Source organism: Bacterioplanes sanyensis, from assembly GCF_014652515.1.
GTDB classification, from domain to species: Bacteria; Pseudomonadota; Gammaproteobacteria; order Pseudomonadales; family Oceanobacteraceae; genus Bacterioplanes; species Bacterioplanes sanyensis.
In genome coordinates this window covers 437,241-456,664 of the sequence record NZ_BMYY01000001.1, presented here as the reverse complement: position 1 = coordinate 456,664, position 19,424 = coordinate 437,241, and the positions used below count along the sequence as shown (strand labels likewise).

At 56.4% G+C, this 19,424-nt stretch carries 16 protein-coding genes and 3 tRNA genes; 13 read left to right on the top strand and 6 right to left on the bottom strand.

Annotation, left to right across the window (positions count from 1 at the left end):
• Positions 1 to 46 precede the first annotated feature (46 nt).
• The 3 genes from IE090_RS02195 to IE090_RS02185 are packed head-to-tail and all read left to right on the top strand — an operon-like array spanning position 47 to position 3,755.
• On the top strand, positions 47 to 1,948 hold the full coding sequence (locus IE090_RS02195) for a TonB-dependent receptor plug domain-containing protein (RefSeq protein ID WP_189386692.1): 1,902 nt from the start codon (positions 47 to 49) through the stop codon (positions 1,946 to 1,948).
• 10 nt (positions 1,949 to 1,958) lie between these two features.
• Positions 1,959 to 3,188 carry an NHL repeat-containing protein gene (locus IE090_RS02190; protein WP_189386691.1) on the top strand — a complete coding sequence of 410 codons (1,230 nt, stop codon included), beginning with the start codon at positions 1,959 to 1,961 and terminating at the stop codon, positions 3,186 to 3,188.
• Positions 3,189 to 3,197: 9 nt separating this feature from the next.
• Positions 3,198 to 3,755 (top strand): cob(I)yrinic acid a,c-diamide adenosyltransferase, encoded by a 558-nt coding sequence (locus IE090_RS02185; protein WP_189386690.1) that lies wholly within the window; start codon positions 3,198 to 3,200, stop codon positions 3,753 to 3,755.
• A 63-nt stretch (positions 3,756 to 3,818) separates the two neighbouring features.
• Here the strand turns inward: IE090_RS02185 and IE090_RS02180 are convergent, their stop codons facing one another.
• Entirely contained in the window at positions 3,819 to 5,840 is a 2,022-nt protein-coding gene (locus IE090_RS02180) for a methyl-accepting chemotaxis protein (protein ID WP_189386689.1), read from the bottom strand.
• Positions 5,841 to 6,054: 214 nt separating this feature from the next.
• On the opposite strand from IE090_RS02180, the gene cobO reads away from it, so the two are divergent.
• Positions 6,055 to 6,645 carry a cob(I)yrinic acid a,c-diamide adenosyltransferase gene (cobO, locus tag IE090_RS02175; protein WP_189386688.1) on the top strand — a complete coding sequence of 197 codons (591 nt, stop codon included), beginning with the start codon at positions 6,055 to 6,057 and terminating at the stop codon, positions 6,643 to 6,645.
• A gap of 33 nt (positions 6,646 to 6,678) precedes the next feature.
• On the opposite strand, the gene secF is transcribed toward cobO, so the two are convergent.
• The 5 genes from secF to queA form a co-directional block, all read right to left on the bottom strand.
• On the bottom strand, positions 6,679 to 7,593 hold the full coding sequence (secF, locus tag IE090_RS02170) for a protein translocase subunit SecF (RefSeq protein WP_189386687.1): 915 nt from the start codon (positions 7,591 to 7,593) through the stop codon (positions 6,679 to 6,681).
• The gene (gene secD / locus IE090_RS02165; RefSeq protein ID WP_189386686.1) at positions 7,590 to 9,449 is read right to left on the bottom strand and encodes a protein translocase subunit SecD; all 1,860 of its coding nucleotides are present in this window, start codon (positions 9,447 to 9,449) and stop codon (positions 7,590 to 7,592) included. Before secD ends, secF begins: the two co-directional genes overlap by 4 nt.
• 79 nt (positions 9,450 to 9,528) lie before the next feature.
• Entirely contained in the window at positions 9,529 to 9,891 is a 363-nt protein-coding gene (gene yajC, locus IE090_RS02160; RefSeq protein ID WP_189386685.1) for a preprotein translocase subunit YajC, read from the bottom strand.
• A 56-nt stretch (positions 9,892 to 9,947) separates the two neighbouring features.
• Entirely contained in the window at positions 9,948 to 11,108 is a 1,161-nt protein-coding gene (gene tgt, locus IE090_RS02155) for a tRNA guanosine(34) transglycosylase Tgt (RefSeq protein ID WP_229815364.1), read from the bottom strand.
• Entirely contained in the window at positions 11,098 to 12,159 is a 1,062-nt protein-coding gene (gene queA / locus IE090_RS02150; protein ID WP_189386684.1) for a tRNA preQ1(34) S-adenosylmethionine ribosyltransferase-isomerase QueA, read from the bottom strand. The genes tgt and queA overlap by 11 nt, the downstream gene beginning before the upstream one ends.
• 270 nt (positions 12,160 to 12,429) lie before the next feature.
• Between queA and IE090_RS02145 the strand changes: the two genes are divergently transcribed.
• The 9 genes from IE090_RS02145 to IE090_RS02105 all read left to right on the top strand — a co-directional run bounded on the left by IE090_RS02145 (position 12,430) and on the right by IE090_RS02105 (position 19,413).
• Positions 12,430 to 12,516, top strand: a tRNA-Leu gene (locus IE090_RS02145).
• Between the two features lie 36 nt (positions 12,517 to 12,552).
• A tRNA-Leu gene (locus tag IE090_RS02140) sits at positions 12,553 to 12,639 on the top strand.
• A 69-nt stretch (positions 12,640 to 12,708) separates the two neighbouring features.
• Positions 12,709 to 12,795, top strand: a tRNA-Leu gene (locus IE090_RS02135).
• A 187-nt stretch (positions 12,796 to 12,982) separates the two neighbouring features.
• Positions 12,983 to 15,259, top strand: coding sequence for a c-type cytochrome (locus IE090_RS02130; protein ID WP_189386683.1), 2,277 nt, complete (start codon positions 12,983 to 12,985; stop codon positions 15,257 to 15,259).
• A gap of 9 nt (positions 15,260 to 15,268) precedes the next feature.
• Positions 15,269 to 16,621 (top strand): DUF1501 domain-containing protein, encoded by a 1,353-nt coding sequence (locus IE090_RS02125; RefSeq protein WP_189386682.1) that lies wholly within the window; start codon positions 15,269 to 15,271, stop codon positions 16,619 to 16,621.
• Positions 16,622 to 16,684: 63 nt separating this feature from the next.
• The gene (locus IE090_RS02120) at positions 16,685 to 17,158 is read left to right on the top strand and encodes a TlpA family protein disulfide reductase (RefSeq protein WP_189386681.1); all 474 of its coding nucleotides are present in this window, start codon (positions 16,685 to 16,687) and stop codon (positions 17,156 to 17,158) included.
• 10 nt (positions 17,159 to 17,168) lie between these two features.
• Positions 17,169 to 17,372: a DUF4266 domain-containing protein gene (locus IE090_RS02115; protein WP_189386680.1), complete on the top strand. Its 204-nt coding sequence runs from the start codon at positions 17,169 to 17,171 to the stop codon at positions 17,370 to 17,372.
• Positions 17,372 to 18,547, top strand: coding sequence for a DUF3570 domain-containing protein (locus IE090_RS02110; RefSeq protein WP_189386679.1), 1,176 nt, complete (start codon positions 17,372 to 17,374; stop codon positions 18,545 to 18,547). The genes IE090_RS02115 and IE090_RS02110 overlap by 1 nt, the downstream gene beginning before the upstream one ends.
• Positions 18,544 to 19,413, top strand: coding sequence for an FAD:protein FMN transferase (locus IE090_RS02105; RefSeq protein WP_229815362.1), 870 nt, complete (start codon positions 18,544 to 18,546; stop codon positions 19,411 to 19,413). Before IE090_RS02110 ends, IE090_RS02105 begins: the two co-directional genes overlap by 4 nt.
• Positions 19,414 to 19,424: the final 11 nt, after the last annotated feature.

Genomic DNA, 19,424 nt, shown 5'->3' with positions numbered 1-19,424 from the left:
AGCGCCAGGGCGCCACCGTGCTGCCTGCCTGTATTTGAGGCCCGGCGTGCGCTATATCCTTGTACTGACTTCTACTCTCTTCAGTGTTTTTTGCCTGGCAGAGGAGTCCCTCGACACCGTCACTGTGCTCGGCCGCGACGACGCCGATGAACAGAATACTGTCGATGGCCGCTATTTCAGCCGTGACCAGCTCAGCCAAGGCCAAACGACACTGGCGGACTTTCTGCAGCAGCAGTCTGGCGTGCAGGTGCAATCGACGGCAGCGCTGGGCGATCCGGTCATGGTCAGCCTGCAAGGCGCAGACCCGCGCCAAACTGCGGTACTGATTGATGGTTTGGAAGCACCGAGCAATCAATACGGAGGTTACGACCTAGGGTTGCTACCGCTGAGCCAGATCGACAGCGTTGAAGTCAGCAGCATGCACAGCGATGCTAGCGCCATCGGCGGCACGGTCAACATCACCACACGCCCGCCCGATTCCGCCCAGCTGGATACCCAAGTAGGCGCCTATGGCTTACGTCAACTGAGCTGGCAGCAGCCGCTTAACCAGCGCACCCATGTGCGCTTGCATCATCTTGCCAGTGCCAACGATTTTGATTATCCGGTGCCCAGTCCACTCAACGCCCCCAACGCCCGTGGTCAGCAGCAAGCGCTCAACAATGCTGACTATAAGCGCTACGACCTTGGCTTAGAGCAGCGCTGGCCATCGCTGCGCTGGCAATTGGATTACCAGAATTCCCGCAAACAGTATCCGGATTACTTCACCAATCAAGCACAAGACGCGCACTACCAGCAGCAAGCGCTGTCGGCTCGCATTAGCGGTGACTGGCACCAAGGCGATGGCCATCAGTGGCAGCTGGCTTGGCGTGGTCATGACGACCATTATCGTGATCGAGACGGCAACATTGGCTTGGGCCAGCAAGACAACCGTTATTTCGGCCACCACATCAACGCTCTGTGGCGCAGCCATTTCAACCGTGGCCAACAGCGCACCCAGCTCACCACTCGCCTACAGCAACAGCGCTATGTCAGCCGCCACCAGCTCAACACGGCCAGTAAGGATTGCCAGCAAGTACGCGCCGCTTGCGATTTACTCAGCCTGCGCCGCCAACTCAAACTGCAACTGATGCAGCAGTGGCAATGGTCGCCGTATCAGCTGCAATGGTCGCTGGGTCAGCGCTTTATTCGCGACGACAGCCGCACTCGCAGCGGCCAATCCGAACAACAACAGCAGCAGTGGCAGAATGGTCACATAAGCCTCAGCCGCCAATGGCAAGGCTGGCAAGGGCAACTCAGCGCCAAGCGCGCAGTACGCACCGCCAGCCTGTTCGAACGCTTCGGCGACCGTGGCCTGCTGCGTCCCAGCCCAGGTTTAAACGCTGAACGGGCTAACAGCCTGCATCTCGACGTGGTCATAACACAGCCTTGGCAAAGCCGTATCAGCCTGTTTTCGCGCTGGCTCAACGACGCCATTGTGCCGGTTTACGACTCGCGTGGCATTGGCCGCTATGAAAACACCGATGCCGCGCAAGTGCGTGGCCTAGAGTGGCAAACCCGCAGTCCCAGTTACACCATTGGCCCATGGCAGCTCGAGGCCAGCGCGGCTGGCAGCCATTACCAAAGCCACACCGACAGCGATTTAAAAGCCTTTGCCGGCCAGCAACTGGCAGGCATTTATCATCAGCGCTGGCACTTCACACTGGCTCTGCAACATGAATCACAGCGCCTGCAGCTGAGCCATGAGTGGGCCGACGATTTGTACATCGACCGTGCCAATCTGATTGCCGGCGATGGTCGCCGACTGTGGCAACTGCACTATCGCTGGCAGCGTGCGCGCTGGCACAGCGGCCTGCGCATCAACAATCTCACCGATCAACGCTATCGCGATTTCAGTAACCGCCCAGCCCGCCCACGCGACTGGCAAATTTACTTCAGCATGCAGTTTTAGGAGCATCACCATGCAATTAACGCCCCGCTATAAATCTTGGGTTTTACTGGCCCTGAGCGCAGGCCTAGCCGCCTGTGGCAGTGACAATGACTCCTCCTCCAGCAACGAGGTGCCCGACATTGATCAGCCACACTATGTCGCACAACTGGTGGCGCCCGATTACAGCAGCAGCCAACTGGCGATGGGCGCCGTCAACGGCGATCGCAGCGCCACGCAGGGCTTATTGGTAAAAGACCAATCTGACTTTGGCTTCAGCACCTACAAGGGCACGCTCTACCATTTGGGTCGGTTCGAAATCGATACCGTCAGCCGCTATGACAGTGGCGACCTGAGCACAGCGCGTTGGACTTACAGCAGCCGCCAAGCTGGCGAACAGGCCTCAGCCAACACCTATCAACTGGTGCAGCGCAGTGCAGACGAGGGCTATCTGATTCGCTACGGCAGCCCACTGGTGTTGAAGGTTAACCCACAAGCGACCCAGGCCGATGAGTTCATTGTCGCCAGCATTGATTTGTCGGCCTACGCGCCAGAAGGCACCGACACGCCACGCATGCATCAGGCAGTGATTGATGGCGACCGTTTGTTTGTCTCCATGCAACGCCTGGATGCCAATTGGAGCGCACAAACGGCCTACATTGCGGTGATTGACTTAGGCACATTGACCGAGCTGGACACCGACCCACAAACCACTGGCCTTGCGGGCATTGCGCTGGAAGGCAGCAACCCTGGCAACTTGGCGCTGCACAATGGCCGTTTGTACGTCAGCAGCCGCGGCGATTACGGCAGTGACAGCGGTGCTCTGGAAGTCATTGACACCACCACGTATCAACGCACCACACTGGCCGACGGCACCACCTTTGCCCAGCTGAATGAAAACCTGCAAGACGACGATGCCAGCAATGATGTGATCTACCACATTCGCGATGTTGCCATCGCCAGCGACCAACTGGGCTTTGCGCTGCTGAGCTTGGAGCAAGGCTACACTGCCGTCAGCAGCCAGGTCATGCCATTTAACCCACAAACCGGCACGTTCCAGACAGCGCTGCAACAAAGCGCGACGGCACTGACCGACCTGCAGCTAAGTGACATCGAAGTCGGTCCAGAAGGACGCTTGTGGCTCAGCGTTAGCGATGCCAGCGCACCTGGGCTGTATGTGGTGGATCAGGACACCCTGACCATCAACGGCGACTTTATCGAGCTGGACATGCCAGCTACGAAAATTGGTTTTTTGTCTAACTGAGGTAGCGACATGGGCAACCGGCTTTCCAAAATATCGACCAAAACCGGCGACCAAGGTGAAACCGGCCTCGGCGATGGTTCACGAGTGAGCAAAAGCAGTCTGCGCATTCAAGCCATTGGCGATGTCGATGAACTTAACAGCTGGATCGGGCTGCTACGCACCGAGCTCACCTTAGAGGATTCGCTGCAAGCCTTGCTGGATCAAGTACAACACGACTTGTTTGATTTAGGCGGTGAGCTGGCCGTGCCCGGCTTTAATGCTCTGAGCGAAACCCTCATCGCAGACCTAGAAGCCGAGCTGGAGCTGTTGAATCGTGAGTTGCCACCGCTAAAGGACTTCATTTTGCCCGGCGGCAGCAAAGCCGCCGCTCAGTGCCATATGGCACGTGCCGTCTGTCGGCGGGCAGAGCGGGCGCTGGTGGCTCTGCAACAACAGGATGAGGCCAATCCGTTGGCGCTACAGTATTTGAATCGCTTGTCCGATTTACTGTTTGTCGCCGCTCGCGCCTTGGCACGCCGTGATGGTGGTCAGGAAGTCTTGTGGCGTAACCGCTACCAAGCCAACTAGCTAGCTCAGTCAATCAAGCCGACTGGGGGGGGCTCCCTTAAGCCTAAGCAGTTCAAGATCGGCTTAGTCGACCTTGAACTGCTCCACCCGTTGGGCCAACGATTCAGCAATGGCCTGGGTTTGTTGCACCGCTTGCACAGTGCCCTCGGCGTTGTGCTCGGTTTCTTCACCGCCGTGGCGAATTTCAGTGAGATTGTCTTCTAAGCCGGCCGCGACGTCTTTTTGCTCGTTGGCGGTATCGACAATGCTGTTGGTTTTTTGCTGGATGTCGCCCATGCTGAGTTGGATTTCTTCCAGCGTGACGCCAACCTGCTCCGAGCGTGACACCGTTGACGTCACCATATCGTGATTGATTTTCATGGTATCGACGGCACGCACAATGTTTTGCTGCACGTCTTGAATCAGCTCTTCAATTTCTTGTGCCGACCCCTGCGTGCGACTGGCCAGCGTGCGCACCTCATCGGCCACCACGGCAAAGCCACGCCCTTGCTCACCGGCGCGTGCGGCTTCGATGGCGGCATTTAAAGCCAATAAATTGGTCTGCTCAGCGATGCCCTTAATGGTCGCCAAAATGGCCGAAATGCTGCTGGAGTTGTCGGCCAAGCGATTCACCGCCGCCATGGAGTTTTGCATTTCTGCTGACAGCTGACGCACTTCTTCCATTACTTCGTGCACCACTTGCCCAGCCTGGTCAGATTTGCCCTGCCCTTGAAGCGCCGCTTGCTGGGCCTCACTGGCCAGTGCCGCCATGCCAGCCGACTTTTCGACCATGGCACTGAGCACATCCGATACTTGCTGAGTTTGCTCGAGCTGACGCTGCACCGCCAGGCGAGAGCGGTTAGCGATAGACTCCACCTCGTTAACATTACTGCTCACCGAACCGGCAGACTCTTTAACCGCGGCCAACGTCGCGCGAATGTTGTCAATCATTGCATTAAACGCATCGCGCAAACGGCCCATTTCATCCTGACCTTTAAAGTGAATCACCTGGGTTAAATCACCGCGGGCAATTTCTCCTGCACCGTCACTAAAGCGCTTGATGGTGAAGCGGATCGACATAAAAAATGCCAGATACAAATAAATGATAATGGTCAGTGTCACCAACAGCACACTGACCAGCCACAGCATGCGCTGCTGCTGGCTTTGCAAGCGCTGCTGCAAGCGCTGCTCAATCATCGGCAAGGCCCGTTGTTCGAGTTTTTCTAGGCTAGCGACCTGCTGCTCAAAAAAGTCATTAAATGCCCGCCAGGGCATTTCCACACTGACAGCGGCGATGATTTCATCGTCAATTTTAAAGCGTACGGACTCCAGCGCGGCAGCACTGCCACGCGCATGCTCCATAAGACTGGCATCGCCAAGGTAATCAGCACCCGACACCAACAGCTGCGCTGATGCTTCAGCCTCCAGCAGCTGGTCGTAAACCCGGTTCATCTTGTCGTAGGTGGCAGATTGCAGATACTGTTCGACGAAGGCAAAGATGGCCGCCGAGCGCGCCGCTCCCAAGGTCGAGGACAACGCCGGCAGATCGCCCAACACCATGCTATTGAGTCGTTGAATTTGCGCATCTGGGTCCAGCGCCAGGCCTGCGGCTTGGGCATACTGGCGCAGCAGCACATGAATATCATCGATGGCTAGCTGAAAATATTTAAACTGATCAACGTGGGTGGGTTGGCGATGCTCGCCTTCGTAACTGAGGCGCGGTAAAAACTGTTGCTGCCATTGCAGCAAAGACGCCTGCAAGGCTTCGTCTTCTGTGGATACCAGCAGCTGATCTAAGCGATTAGGCAAATCACTGGCGGCTTGATCCACCATGGCAACCAGATCCGCGTTCGACTGAAACGGCACCACGGCGGCGAGGTCGCGAAAATCTTCCAGTGCATGAGTAAAGCGCAGCAATGCTTTTAAGGTATCCACGGCGGCGAGTTCTTTTTCGGTTTTACGCACCGACTCAATGGCCGACCAGAATACTTGCCCACCCAGTACCACCAGCGGCACCATAAACAAAAAGCTGATCAGACCAAACTTGGCGGCGTAACTTAATCGCCCCATAAACTTGATGGCTGGCCACATGAGGACTTTAAACATCGTCTGCCTAACCTTTATTCATATTGTTATTATCAGTATCGGCCAATGCAGGTTGAACTCCAGTGTCTAACTCACTGGCGCTGCACAAAAACCGTCTTAGCCTGCCATGGAAACCGATAAGACTACACAATACTGTGTAGATTATGTAACCAGCCTAAACCATTCCGGCGACTTATGTCATTTGTCGCCCAGAGTCCGAACCGATAGGATCCCCATGACCGACAAACATCAGCAGAAAATGCAACGCCATAAAGAAAAAGTGGATGCTGCCATTGCCCGCGCCCAAGAAGAGCGTGGCGTTATCATTGTGTTAACCGGTGCCGGCAAAGGCAAAAGCAGCTCCGGATTCGGCACACTCATCCGCACCCTGGGCCATGGTTACCGCGCCGGCTTAGTGCAATTCATCAAAGGCACTTGGGACTGTGGTGAAAGCAAGATTCTGGCTCAGCTGGATGGCTTGCAACACGAGGTAATGGGCTCTGGCTTCACTTGGGAGACCCAAGACCAGCAACAAGATCAAGCCGCCTTTGACGCCGTGTGGCCGAAAACCCTGGCCATGCTGCAAGACCCAGAGCTGCGCACCGTGATGCTGGATGAGATCACCTACATGCTGGCCTACAAGCTGTTAGATTGGCCACAGTTAGAACAAGCACTGCTGCAACGCCCAGCGCATCAAAACGTTATTTTGACCGGTCGCGGCGCACCCAAGGCATTGCGCGACTTGGCGGACACAGTCACAGAAATGAAAATGGAAAAGCACGCCTTTAAAGCCGGCATCAAAGCCCAAGCCGGCATTGAGTGGTGATACAAAAAACCCGGCCGCAGCCGGGTTTTGCAATTAAGGCCGGTCATCGACCTCTTCTTCCAACTCTGGCGGCATCAAATCTTCACGGCTGATGTTCATCAGCAATAAGATATTGGCAGCCACATAAATGGACGAATAGGTACCCACCAACACACCGATCATCAAGGCCACGGCAAAGCCGTGAATCATTTCGCCACCGAAGATCATCAAGGCAAACAGCACCAAGGCCGTGGTCAATGACGTCATCAACGTCCGGCCCAGGGTATTGTTTAACGACTCGTTGATCACGTCGATGGCGCCGCCACGACGCACGATGCGGAAATTTTCACGAATGCGGTCCGACACCACGATGGTGTCGTTAAGCGAGTAGCCGATCACCGCCAGCAACGCCGCCAGCACGTTTAAATCAAACTCCCACTGGAACAGCGAGAACAGGCCAACCACAATCACCACGTCGTGGAACAAGGCCGCCACCGCACCGACGGAGAACTTAAACTGGAAGCGCACGGCAACGTAAATCATCACCACCGCCAGCGCCATCAGCAGGGCCAGACCACCCTCGTCGCGCAGCTCTTCGCCCACTTGGGAGCCGACAAACTCACTGCGCTCTAGGCGAATTTGGTTGTCTTCCGGCAACTGCTGGCGTAACACCTCTAAGACTTCTAGGCCTAAGTCGTCGCGAAACGCCTCGGACATCCGCACCAGAACGTCGGTCTCGGAGCCAAAGTTCTGCACCGTGACATCACGATAGCCGGCGCCTTCCAACACATCGGTCACTCCCTGCAGCGCGACTGGCTGATCGTATTGCACTTCCAGCAAGGTACCGCCGGTAAAGTCCAGCCCTAGATTAAGCCCTTGAGTGGCAATAGAGCCGATGGAGCCCAGTACCAATATCAACGACAGCGCCATGGCAATGCCACGGGCTTTCATAAAGTCCAGTTGTTTCATACCCGACCTCCGATCGACAAAGACTCCAGACGACGGCCGCCGTACACCAGATTCACCATGGCGCGGGTCAGCACAATGGCGGTAAACATTGAGGTCAAAATACCGAACGACAGCGTCACGGCGAAGCCTTTAACCGGGCCTGTGCCTGCGGCAAACAAGATCACCGCCACCAGCAAGGTGGTCAGGTTGGCGTCCAGAATGGTAACAAAGGCGCGGTTGTAACCTTCGTGAATGGCCTGCTGTGGTGAGCGGCCGTTTTTCAGCTCCTCGCGAATGCGCGCAAAAATCAGCACGTTGGCGTCCACCGCCATACCCACGGTCAAAACGATACCGGCAATGCCGGGCAAGGTCAGGGTGGCGCCGACAATCGACATCAAGGCCACCAGCATGACGATGTTCACCAGCAGTGCGATGTTGGCCATCAAACCGAACGCGCGATAGAAGACCAGCATGGCCACCAATACCAGAGCCAAGCCCACCAGCACAGATTGCACACCCATCTCGATGTTTTCTTTACCCAGACTTGGGCCCACAGTGCGCTCTTCAACGAAGTACATCGGCGCCGCTAAAGCACCGGAGCGCAGCAACAGTGCCAGCTCGCTGGCTTCCGCCGCTTGCAAGCCAGTAATGCGGAAGCTGCTGCCCAGCGTGGTTTGAATGGTCGCCAAGCTAATAATGGATTTTTCGGTGATCTGAACGGTTTTGGTCACTTCTTCGCCATCGACCATTTCATAGGTGGTCTTTGGTTTACGCTCGACAAACAGCACCGCCATGCGACGCTGCACCGCCTCACGCGTGACCTGGGTCATGCGTGCGCCGCCCTTGGCGTCGAGATCGATGTTGACCTGTGGCATGCCATTTTCATCAAACGCCGAACGAGCGTTAGTAACACTGTCACCCGTGGTAATAACGATCTTCTCCAACCGCGCGGTGCGGAACTCGTCGTTGCGGAATGGGTATTCTTCGGTGGCAAAGCGGCTGGCCCCAGGCTTAGCTTCTAGCCTGAACTCCAGATTGGCGGCCTTACCCAGAATTTTCTTCGCTTCGGCGGTGTCCTGCACACCGGGCAATTGCACCACAATGCGATTGCGGCCCTGACGCTGCACCAGAGGCTCCGCCACACCCAGCTCGTTGACTCGGTTGCGAATGGTGGTCAGGTTTTGTTTAACGGCGTAGTCTTGGTAGGTTTTGACCTGTTCTTCGGTCATGCGCAGCTTGAGGTCAAAAAACTCGGCAGAATCTTCGCTCACGCGGGCAAACTCAGGGTATTCACGAATAAAAAAGTTATCCGCTTCATCACGGGTAGCGGCGTCTTCAAAGCTCAGACGCAAATAGTCGCCGTCGACCTGAATGCGGCGGTAGCGAATGTCTTCTTGGCGCAAACGCGTGCGCAGCTCTTGGCGATAATTAGCGACCTTGTTGGCCATGTATTCGTCCATGTCCACTTCCATCAAAAAGTGCACACCGCCACTTAAATCTAGGCCCAAGGTCATCGGGCCGGCGCCCAGGCTCAGCAGCCAGTCTGGCGTCGTCGGTGCCAAGTTTAAAGCGACCACAAACTCATCGCCTAAGGCACGCTGCACGGCCGCTTTGGCTGGTAGTTGATCTGCGGTTCGCTGCAGGCGAAATAATGCCGTGCCGTCGTTAACTTCCTCACCAAAAAATTCGAGGCCGGCATCGGTCAAGGTTTGACGAATACTGCCTAGCGTGGCTTCCGACATTTCAGCACCCGCCCGAGCAGGCGTGACCTGAATGGCTGGGTCAGGTGGGTAAAGATTCGGCGCTGCGTATAGGGCTGATATCACCAGCACCAACGCAATCAGTAGGTTTTTCCACAAAGGATACTTATTCAGCATGGGATGCCACGGTTCCTATTATCTGGCGAGGTAAATCCTGCACATGCAAAGCGGCACCTTAAAAAGGTGCCGCCAATGCTTAAGCTTTAACTTCTTTTAAAGTGCCTTTCGGCAATGAGGCGGTTACTGCGACTTTTTGCACTGGCAGTTGCACGTTGTCTGCAACTTCAATCACCACAAAGTCATCGGTCACTTTGACGATTTTGCCCAACATGCCGCCAGCAGTGATGACTTCATCGCCCTTCTCCAGGCCGCCGATCAAGGCTTTGTGCTCTTTCTGGCGTTTGCTTTGCGGACGCCACAGCAAAAAGTAGAAGATCAGCAAGAAGCCGCCGAGGAAAATCAGCTGACCCGTCACCCCCATAGGCGCCTGACCTGCTCCGCCCTCTGCCAGGGCACTGGCCGATGTCAGCAAAGCCGCCGCAGCGATCAATAATTTCATTAATATCTCCCCATTAATTAATAAGGCCGGCGCCTTGGCACCGACGGTAAAAAGCGTTAACTCTGTGCGCCATCTGGCGTCTCTAGCGCCGGCGTTTGCAGCCCACGTTTGGCATAGAAGTCATCCACAAAGTCGGCAAATGTACCCTCTTCCAATGCTCGGCGCAAACCGGCCATCAGGGTCTGGTAGTAGTGCAAATTGTGAATGGAATTCAAGGTCGAACCGAGGATCTCTTTACAGCGATCCAGATGATGTAAATAAGCCCGACTGTAGTTTTTACAAGTGTAACAATCGCATTCAGGGTCCACAGGTCCGGTATCAGTGCGATTGGCGGCGTTACGAATTTTCAACACGCCGGTGGAGGTAAACAAGTGGGAATTGCGCGCATTGCGGGTCGGCATCACACAATCAAACATATCAATGCCACGGCGCACACCTTCAACTAAGTCTTCGGGCTTGCCTACACCCATCAAATAACGCGGTTTATCCGCCGGCATTTTCGGTGCGGTATGCCGCAAAATGCGCATCATGTCAGGCTTGGGTTCGCCCACACTCAAGCCACCGACGGCATAACCGTCAAAGCCGATATCGGTCAGCCCTTCAAGGGACTCGTCGCGCAAACCTTCGTACATACCGCCTTGAATAATGCCAAACAGCGCAGCACTGCTGTCACCGTGCGCATCCTTGCTGCGCTTGGCCCAGCGCAATGACATGCGCATGGAATCCGCCGCTTCTTTTTCGGTGGCTGGGTACGGTGTGCACTCGTCGAAGATCATCACCACATCTGAGCCCAACTCGCGCTGCACCTGCATCGAGCTTTCTGGCGTCATCAACACCTTTTCACCGTTGACGGGTGAGCGAAAGGTCACGCCTTCTTCGGTGATTTTGCGCATTTCCCCCAGGCTAAATACTTGAAAGCCGCCCGAGTCGGTGAGAATGGGCTTATCCCAGTTAATAAAATCGTGCAGATCGCCGTGCTGTTGAATGATGTCAGTGCCAGGGCGCAGCATTAGGTGAAAAGTGTTGCCAAGAATGATTTCCGCGCCCAGCGCTTCAACTTGGTCGGTGGTCACGCCTTTGACCGTGCCGTAGGTGCCGACGGGCATAAAGGCCGGCGTTTGCACATCACCGCGTGGAAACGACAAGGTACCGCGACGGGCAAAACTGCTGTCATCCTGCCCCAGCAGGGTGAAATTCATATGACATTTACGCGTCATGGTGTGCTCCCTGGGCTGTGGCGCCCGCTTGAGGATGAGACAGGAACATGGCATCGCCATAGCTAAAGAAGCGATAACGCTCTTCCACGGCAGCGCGGTAAGCATTGAGCGTATGCTCGCGCCCAGCAAATGCCGACACCAGCATAATCAATGTCGACTCCGGCAAGTGAAAGTTGGTAATCACGGCATCTACGCTGCGAAACTGGTAGCCTGGGTAGATAAAAATATCGCTATCGCCATAAAACGGCGCGATCACGCCACTTTGACTGGCGCTTTCTAGGCTGCGAATCGACGTCGTGCCCACCGCGACAACACGTTTGCCCGCCGCCCGAGTGGCGTTAACCGCCTCCACCACAGAATCGTCGACCTCAATGTACTCTGCGTGCATTTGATGGTCGGCAATGTCGTCGACCTTGACCGGCTGAAAGGTGCCAGCCCCAACGTGCAAGGTAACGTAGGCAAAGCGCACACCGCGCTGGCGTAAGCGCTCCAGCAGTGGCTCATCAAAATGCAGGCCGGCAGTCGGGGCCGCAACGGCGCCGGGTTTTTCGGCATACACGGTTTGATAGCGCTCGCGATCCAACTGGTTATCTTCGCGCTCCATATAATGTGGCAGCGGGATATGCCCCACCTGCTCCAGCAGCTCCAGCACCGGCTGCTCCATCAAAAAGCGCAAGCGAAACAAGCTGCCCTCACGGCCCAGCACCTCAGCGCGCTGGCCACCGAGTATGATTTCTTGGCCTTCTTTCGGAGAGCGCGAGGCGCGCACATGAGCCAGCACTTCCTGCTCTGGCAAGATGCGCTCGATCAAAGCCTCCAGCTTGCCGCCACTGGCTTTTTCGCCAAACAAGCGCGCCGGAATCACGCGGGTATTGTTAAACACCAGCAGATCACCTGGCTCCAGCATTTGCTCTATGTCGGTAAACCGATGATGCTGCAACTGGCCGTCGCGGCCATCCAAGCACAACAGACGCGAAGCACTGCGCTCGGCCATGGGTTCGCTGGCAATCAGCTCTTGGGGTAGATCAAAACTAAAATCGCGGGTTTTCATAACGTATCCTGAAGAAACGGCGAAACAGGCCGAATCACGCCGAGACGCCAACTAGCGGTTAGCGGTCAGCACCAAAAACTCGGCAAGGCTACCTGAGCACCTTCTAGTTGTTAAGACTGACTGACAGAAACTGTCATTTAAGTGGCGTTTTGCTTTAACCAAAAACCACGGATTCGAGTTAACTGCCCGTCAGATAAAGATTTTTTCAAAAAAAGTTTGACAGTGAAAATTTCGACGGTAATATACGCGGCCATCAAGCAATACCGACGAGCCAGAGTGGCGAAATTGGTAGACGCAGGGGATTCAAAATCCCCCGCCCTAGCGGGTGTGCCGGTTCGAGTCCGGCCTCTGGTACCACGCTTACGGATTGTTTGATCAGAACCTTCAAGGTTCGCCCAGGTGGTGGAATTGGTAGACACGCTGTGTTCAGGTCGCAGTGAGCTTACGCTCGTGAGAGTTCGAGTCTCTCCCTGGGCACCAACCTAATTACTTAAATCAGCGTTGGTGCAAAGCTGACTTTCTGTCAGTACGAACGTTCAAAACGGTGCCGCCGAAGTGGTGGAATTGGTAGACACGCTGTGTTCAGGTCGCAGTGAGCTTACGCTCGTGAGAGTTCGAGTCTCTCCTTCGGCACCATACCTTATTACTCCCCTTTATTTCTTACCAATACAAAATCGCTCACTCATTTATTGGCGACAGTTCGCTGATATTGGTTTTCGCTAATGTTGGTTCTTGCTGCAGTTGGCACCTAGAACTCAACACCCATCACAGTCTGTGGTTATGCCCTTTGCTAAGGTAGCGGCATTGATGGGAGAACATAACAATGACCGGCTTGCGACTTATCTGTGTCTGCTGGCTGCTGCTGTTGGGCGGCTGCAATAGCGATTATTCCGGCGATGTGGGCGGTAACTCTGGCGGCAACGACGGCCACCAATACACCCCAGCCAACCCCGAAGGCAAACGCTTATACGAGCAAATGTGCGCCAGCTGCCATGGCGTCAGCGGCAACGGCTCTAGCGCAGGCAGCTCTTTGGTCGGCTGCGCCACCTGCACCTCGGTGGGCGTGTTGGCCGATGAAATTGCCCGCACCATGCCGATTGCCAATGTCGACGCCTGCGTCGATGACTGCGCCACCAATACCGCCGAGTACATCTTGTTTGCCTTTAACGGCCGCAGCAGCCAAAGCTTGGCGACCGAGCTGAGTGATGCCAGCAATGAAAGCGCCATCGCCACCCTGCGCCGCGCCACCCTGGCCCTCGCCGGTCGACTGCCGAGCGAACAGGAAGAAAGCCATGTACTTAACAATGGCGATGCCGGCCTAGAAGATGTGCTCGATCAAGTCATGCAGGAAGAGGCGTTTTATCAGCGCCTAATGGAAATCTATAACGAGCAGTTCCTGACCGATAAGTACCTGTCGCGCAACCTCAATGAGGGCGGCATCAATTTGCTCGACGCCGACGACTACCCCAACCGCAAATGGTACAACGACGCTTATCCAGGCGATGACAACAATGACTTTCGTCGCTGCGTGCGCAACCAAACCAACGACGCCGTGGCCCGCGAAGGTCTGCAGCTGATTCGCCATGCGGCGAAAAACAACCTGCCGCATACCTTGTTTGTCAACGCCGATTACATGATGGTCAACTGGTACAGCCAAAAGGTGTATGACGCCGAGCTGGTGGATGGCGGTGATTTCCGCCGCTTGTCTGAGCCGGTATGTGAAGGCAACGGTCAAACACTGTATTACGACCCCAATGATTTTCGCCCAGCGCGTATTTTGAAGCCAACAGAATATGAAATCGGCGGCATTCCCCACGCGGGCATATTGACCTCGGCTATGTTTCTCAATCGCTACCCAACCACGCAAACCAACCGTAACCGCCATCGCGCTTACAAGGTGTTCGACTACTTCCTGGATACCGATATTTTGCGCATTGAAGGCGACCGTCCAGGCGATGGCATCGGTGAAGAAAAAGCCAACCCGACCCTGCTCGACCCGGCTTGCTATGGCTGCCACCAAGTCATGGACCCCGTCGCCTCCAGCTTTCAACACTGGACCGATCGCGGTCGCTACATTGTGACCGGCAACAGCTCGCGCAATCGCTGGGACAGCTCCGACATCGAACCCGCCGGCCTGAGCGGCAAAACCCTGCCCTTGTCTGGTGCCGATGGCCATTTCCGCAACATGCTGCAATGGCTGGGCGCAGAAATCGCCCAGGACCCACGCTTCGTGCGCGCCACCGTGCGCACTCTGTTTAAAGGTTTGATCGGTCAAGAGCCATTGCGCACCCCGGGCGACAACGCCAGCAGCAGCGACACCGCCGCCTTTAACGAGCAACGTGCGGTACTGAATCAGATCGGCCAAGCCATGGTCAGTGACGGCTGGCGCATTAAAACCGCGGTCAAGGGCATTGTGATGAGCCCCTACTTCCGCGCCAGCGCCAGCACCGCGCCTGAGCGTCACAAGCAACTGGGGGCGCGTCAGTTCCTCAGCCCAGATCAGCTGCAGCGCAAACTGAACAGCACCCTGGGTTTTGGCTGGGATGAGCTGCGCCACGAAAACAACCGCATCATGCTCGGCGGCATGGACTCCGACAGCGTGACGGAGCGCATTCGTGAGCCCAGCGGCTTGATGATTGCCATTCAGCAGCGCCTAGCCGCAGAAATGGCCTGTCGCGCCACCGCCCTTGACTTTACCCGCCAACAGCGCCTGCTGTTTCCGTATGTGGAAGTGGGCGACAACGCCAACGATGCTGCCGCACGCCAGCGCATCATTGCCAACCTGCAGCACCTACATTGGCGCTTATTAGGCGAGCGCTTAGACGCCGACAGTCCAGAGCTGCAGGCCAGTCTGGAGCTGTATCAACAGGTGCAAAGCAGCGGCCTAGCCTTATTAGAAAATCGCGACCAGTACGAGCCTAAACCCAGCGATTGGCTGCAATGGGAATGCCGTGGTCGCTGGCAGTGGCAAAGCGACGGTCGTCGCGGCGAGGAGCTGGCAGAAGAGCAGCGCATCGAAAAAGACGACAGCTACAGCTTGCAGGCCTGGCAGGCCGTGCTGACCTACTTGCTGTCTGATTATCGCTTTATTTACGAATAGGATTACGCCATGCAACGACGTCATTTTCTGCATTTGCTGGCGGCCACGGGCCTGGTGGGTCACTTGCCACTGAGCAGTCGCAGCGCACAGGCCGCCGATTTGGATCGCTTTTTAGTGGTGGTTAACGCCGCCGGCGGCTGGGACCCAACGTCGCTGTGCGACCCGAAAGGCCTCAACCGTGCCTATCAGGACAACAGCGATCGCCATGAAGGTTCAACCAACTCCGTCGACCTCGACGCCAGTAAGCGCTACGGCGATATTCAATGGAGCGCCATCCCGGAAGACGCCTCCAACAACGTCGAGGTGCGCCAGCGCATCAACAGCCAATTCGACCGCTTCTTTACCCAACATGGCGATCGTATGCGCGTCATCAACGGCATCGATACCGGCACCAACAACCACGATACCGGCAACCGCGCAGTATGGTCCGGCCAGCTAGACGAGGGCTACCCTAGCCTCGCCGCCTTATTTGCCGCCGCCAATGGCCCTGGATTGCCAATGTCGTACATCAGCAACGGTGGCTATGACTTTACCGACTCGCTGGTTGCCCGCGCGCGTGCCAGCAGCGCTGGGTTTGTCAATCAGATTGCCGACCCCAACCATTACCACGACGACAAAGGCTTTTTGTATCGCAGCGATAACCGCAGCGTCGATCACTACGCCATGGTCGCCCAAGCCCAGCAACAACGCTTGCAACGACAGCAGCAAGCAGCCAACCTGCCACTGACCCGACGCCAGCTCAGCCAGCTGTTTACTGTGCGCAACACCGACACCAATTTAGAGCAGCTTACTGTGCACTTGGACGCCATTCGCGCCAGCGTCGATCGCAACCAGCACTGGCATGAAAACCGCGCCAATTCACTCAAAAGCCAAGCCGAGGTGGTGGTCGCAGCCTTTCGCAGCCAACTGGCCGCCAGTGCCAACCTCAATACCGGCGGCTTTGACACCCACGGCAACCATGACGCCAACGCTTATCCGCGCTTGGGTGATTTGCTCGAAGGGGTGCATTTTTTGATGCAGTGCTTGGAATCCGCCGGTTTGGCGCAGCGCACCACGGTGGTGATTGGCTCAGATTTTGGCCGCACCCCGTATTACAACTCCGGCAACGGCAAAGACCATTGGCCGCTGACCAGCATGCTGGTAATCGACTCACGCTTAAGCGGCGGCCGAGTATTTGGCGCCACCACAGCGGACTTTCGCGCCCAGCCTGTCAACCGGCGCAGTGGTCGCCCTGATAGCGGCGGCGAGGTTTTAACCACTGCCCATGTCAACGCCGCCTTGCGCGACTTTGTTGGCATCGGCGACCATACTAGCCTCAGCCCCTACCCGTTGAACGATGGCGGCTTTCGCCTGTTCAGCTAACGCCTGATCGGTCAGGGACCTATTAAAACCGCCACCCGTTTGAGGTGGCCGATGGAGAGTGTTATGACGCGTGCATTGATTTTTTTGTTGGTGTTGATGAGCTGGCCAACTCAGGCCAGTGAACCGGCGCCAGCCTTTACCCTGCCCACCTTGGATGGCAACGGCGAGGTAAGCTTGCAGCAATATCGTGGCAAGGTGGTGTACGTAGACTTTTGGGCCTCTTGGTGCGGCCCTTGCCGTAAATCCCTGCCACTGCTAAATGAGATGCGCAACGAGCTGCATGAGCAGGGGTTTGAGGTCTTGGCCATCAACCTAGATGACCAAGCGGCCGATGGCTTGCGTTTTTTAGAGCGCTTCCCCGTTGACTATCCGACACTGCACGACGCAAGTGGCGACACTCCACAACGCTATGGCGTGCGCGGCATGCCAACTTCGTACTTAATCAATCAGCAAGGCGAGCTGGTGGCGGTGCACGAGGGCTTTAAACCATCGGATATGAAAAAAATTCGCCAGCACGTGACCGAACTGCTGCCCTAAGGAGAACATTATGCGTCTGCTACTGCCTTGCTTGCTGTTGATGCTCGGAGGCTGTGCCCAAGTTCAGCCTTGGGAGCGCGGCTACTTGTCTCATGACGTTATGGCCTGGGATGTCGACCCGATGAAAGCACGCCTTGACCGGCATATCTATGCCAGCAAAGAAGGCTCATCCGGCGGCGGTCAGGCCGCTGGCGGCGGCTGTGGATGTAATTGATGAACAAGACTCTTTCGACTTTGGCCGCCCTCAGCAGTGCCGCGGCGGCCATGCCAGCCCAAGCAGCGGCAGTACCAACCGACACCGTCAGCAGCTATCGCTACAGCCAATACCGCGAAGCAGACGCCCCTGCCAGCCGTGTATACGCAGGTGATATCGAGCGCTACAGCATTGACGTGCACCAGTTACATCATGCCCGCCCGCTGGCAGAGCAGTGGTATGTAAGCGGAGACGTTCAATACGAGACCCTCTCGGGTGCCTCGCCTTGGAAAACCTACCAAAATACCGATGATCAAAGTGTGCTAATTATGAGCGGTGCCAGCGGCGAGGGCATCACGGATACGCGCATTGATATCAACAGCCAAGCTAAGCGCTATTTCGACGAGGGCACGTTAGGCGGCCAAGTGGGCGTGTCGCATGAAAACGACTACCAATCCCTGGCGCTGGGGGGCGATGGCAGCTTGGAGCTGTTTGATAAGCACACCACCCTCACCTTGGCATTTAGCACCTCATTTGATCGCTTATCGCCCACGGATGCCGAGCAATATGGCGGCGGTCGCAGCCGCGCCGACGGTCGCAGTAAGCGCACAACCTCCACCTACCACGGCATTAGCCAAGTACTGGATGCCCGCCGAGTGATCAGCGCTGGCATTGGCTACACCCATCACAGCGGCTTTTTATCCGACCCGTATAAACTGGATGACCGCCGCCCAGGGGAGCGCGATCAGTTCACCCTAGATGGCCAGTACCGCCACCATTTTGATGTGTTTGCCGGGGCCGCGGCGCACCTCGATTATCGTCTCTACCAAGATGATTGGGGCATTAACTCCCACACCTTAAGCGTGCGTTGGTCGCAGGCATTTCAGTGGGGACAATGGCGCTATCAAGTCACGCCGCTGCTGCGTTATTACCGCCAGACAGCCGCCAACTTTTACAATTTGGAGGAGCTCCCCCCCGCTGATGACTACGCCAGCTCCGACGCACGCCTCTCCAGTTTTGGTGCCATCACCGCAGGCTTACATCAGCGCTTAAGCTGGCAGCAATGGAGCGTCAGCCTGGACTATCAAACCTACCAGTCTGATGAGCAGCTCACGTTAATTTCCACCACCGAGGATGAAGCCCCCGGCCTGGTCGATTTCAGTATTTTCAGCCTGGGGCTGGAGTATCGCCATTGATCGATCACAGCTTTACCGCCATGGCCTCGCCTTGCCGGCTATTGCTGCAGGGTGAGCCAGAGGCCTGCCAAGCTGCCGCCCAAGCAGCAGAAGCGGAGGTTAAGCGCATCGAGGCCAAGTACAGCCGCTATCGCGACGACAGCGAGCTGAGCCGCATCAACCGCTTGGCTGGCCAGATCACCGACATCGATAGCGAAACCCAGCAATTGTTGCACTATGCCCAGGTGTGCTGGCAGCAATCGGACGGTTTGTTCGATATCAGCGCAGGCATTTTACGCCAAGCCTGGGATTTTAAAACGCAGCGCCTGCCCAGCCAGCAACAACTGCAGCCACTGCTGCAGCGCATTGGCTGGCAGCGCGCCGAACTCAACGAGCACAGCTTGCTGATGCCCACCGGCATGGAAATCGACCTCGGCGGCCTAGGTAAAGAATACGCAGCTGATCAAGCCGCTTTGATGTGTCGCCAGCACGGCATCGACACCGGCATCATTGATTTGGGCGGTGATTTGCACATTCTAGGCCCACGCGGCCAGCACCCCTGGCAACTGGGCGTGCGCCATCCCCGTGAGGACAAGGCCTTTGCACAACTGCCGGTATACCAGGGCGGCATGGCTTCTAGCGGCGATTACGAGCGTTATTTTGAGCGAGATGGCCAGCGCTTTTGTCACCTGCTCAACCCCCATACCGGCATGCCCGTTAGCTATTGGGCCTCCATAACCGTTTTGGCCCCTACTTGCTTGCTGGCGGGCACGTTATCGACCATCGCCATGCTGAAACAGCACCAGGCCCTGCCTTGGCTTAAGCAACAGCAGCTGCATTTTCTCGCCATTCGCCCCGACTTGAGTTACGAGCTGCGCAGCTGCTAATTCTCTCCCCC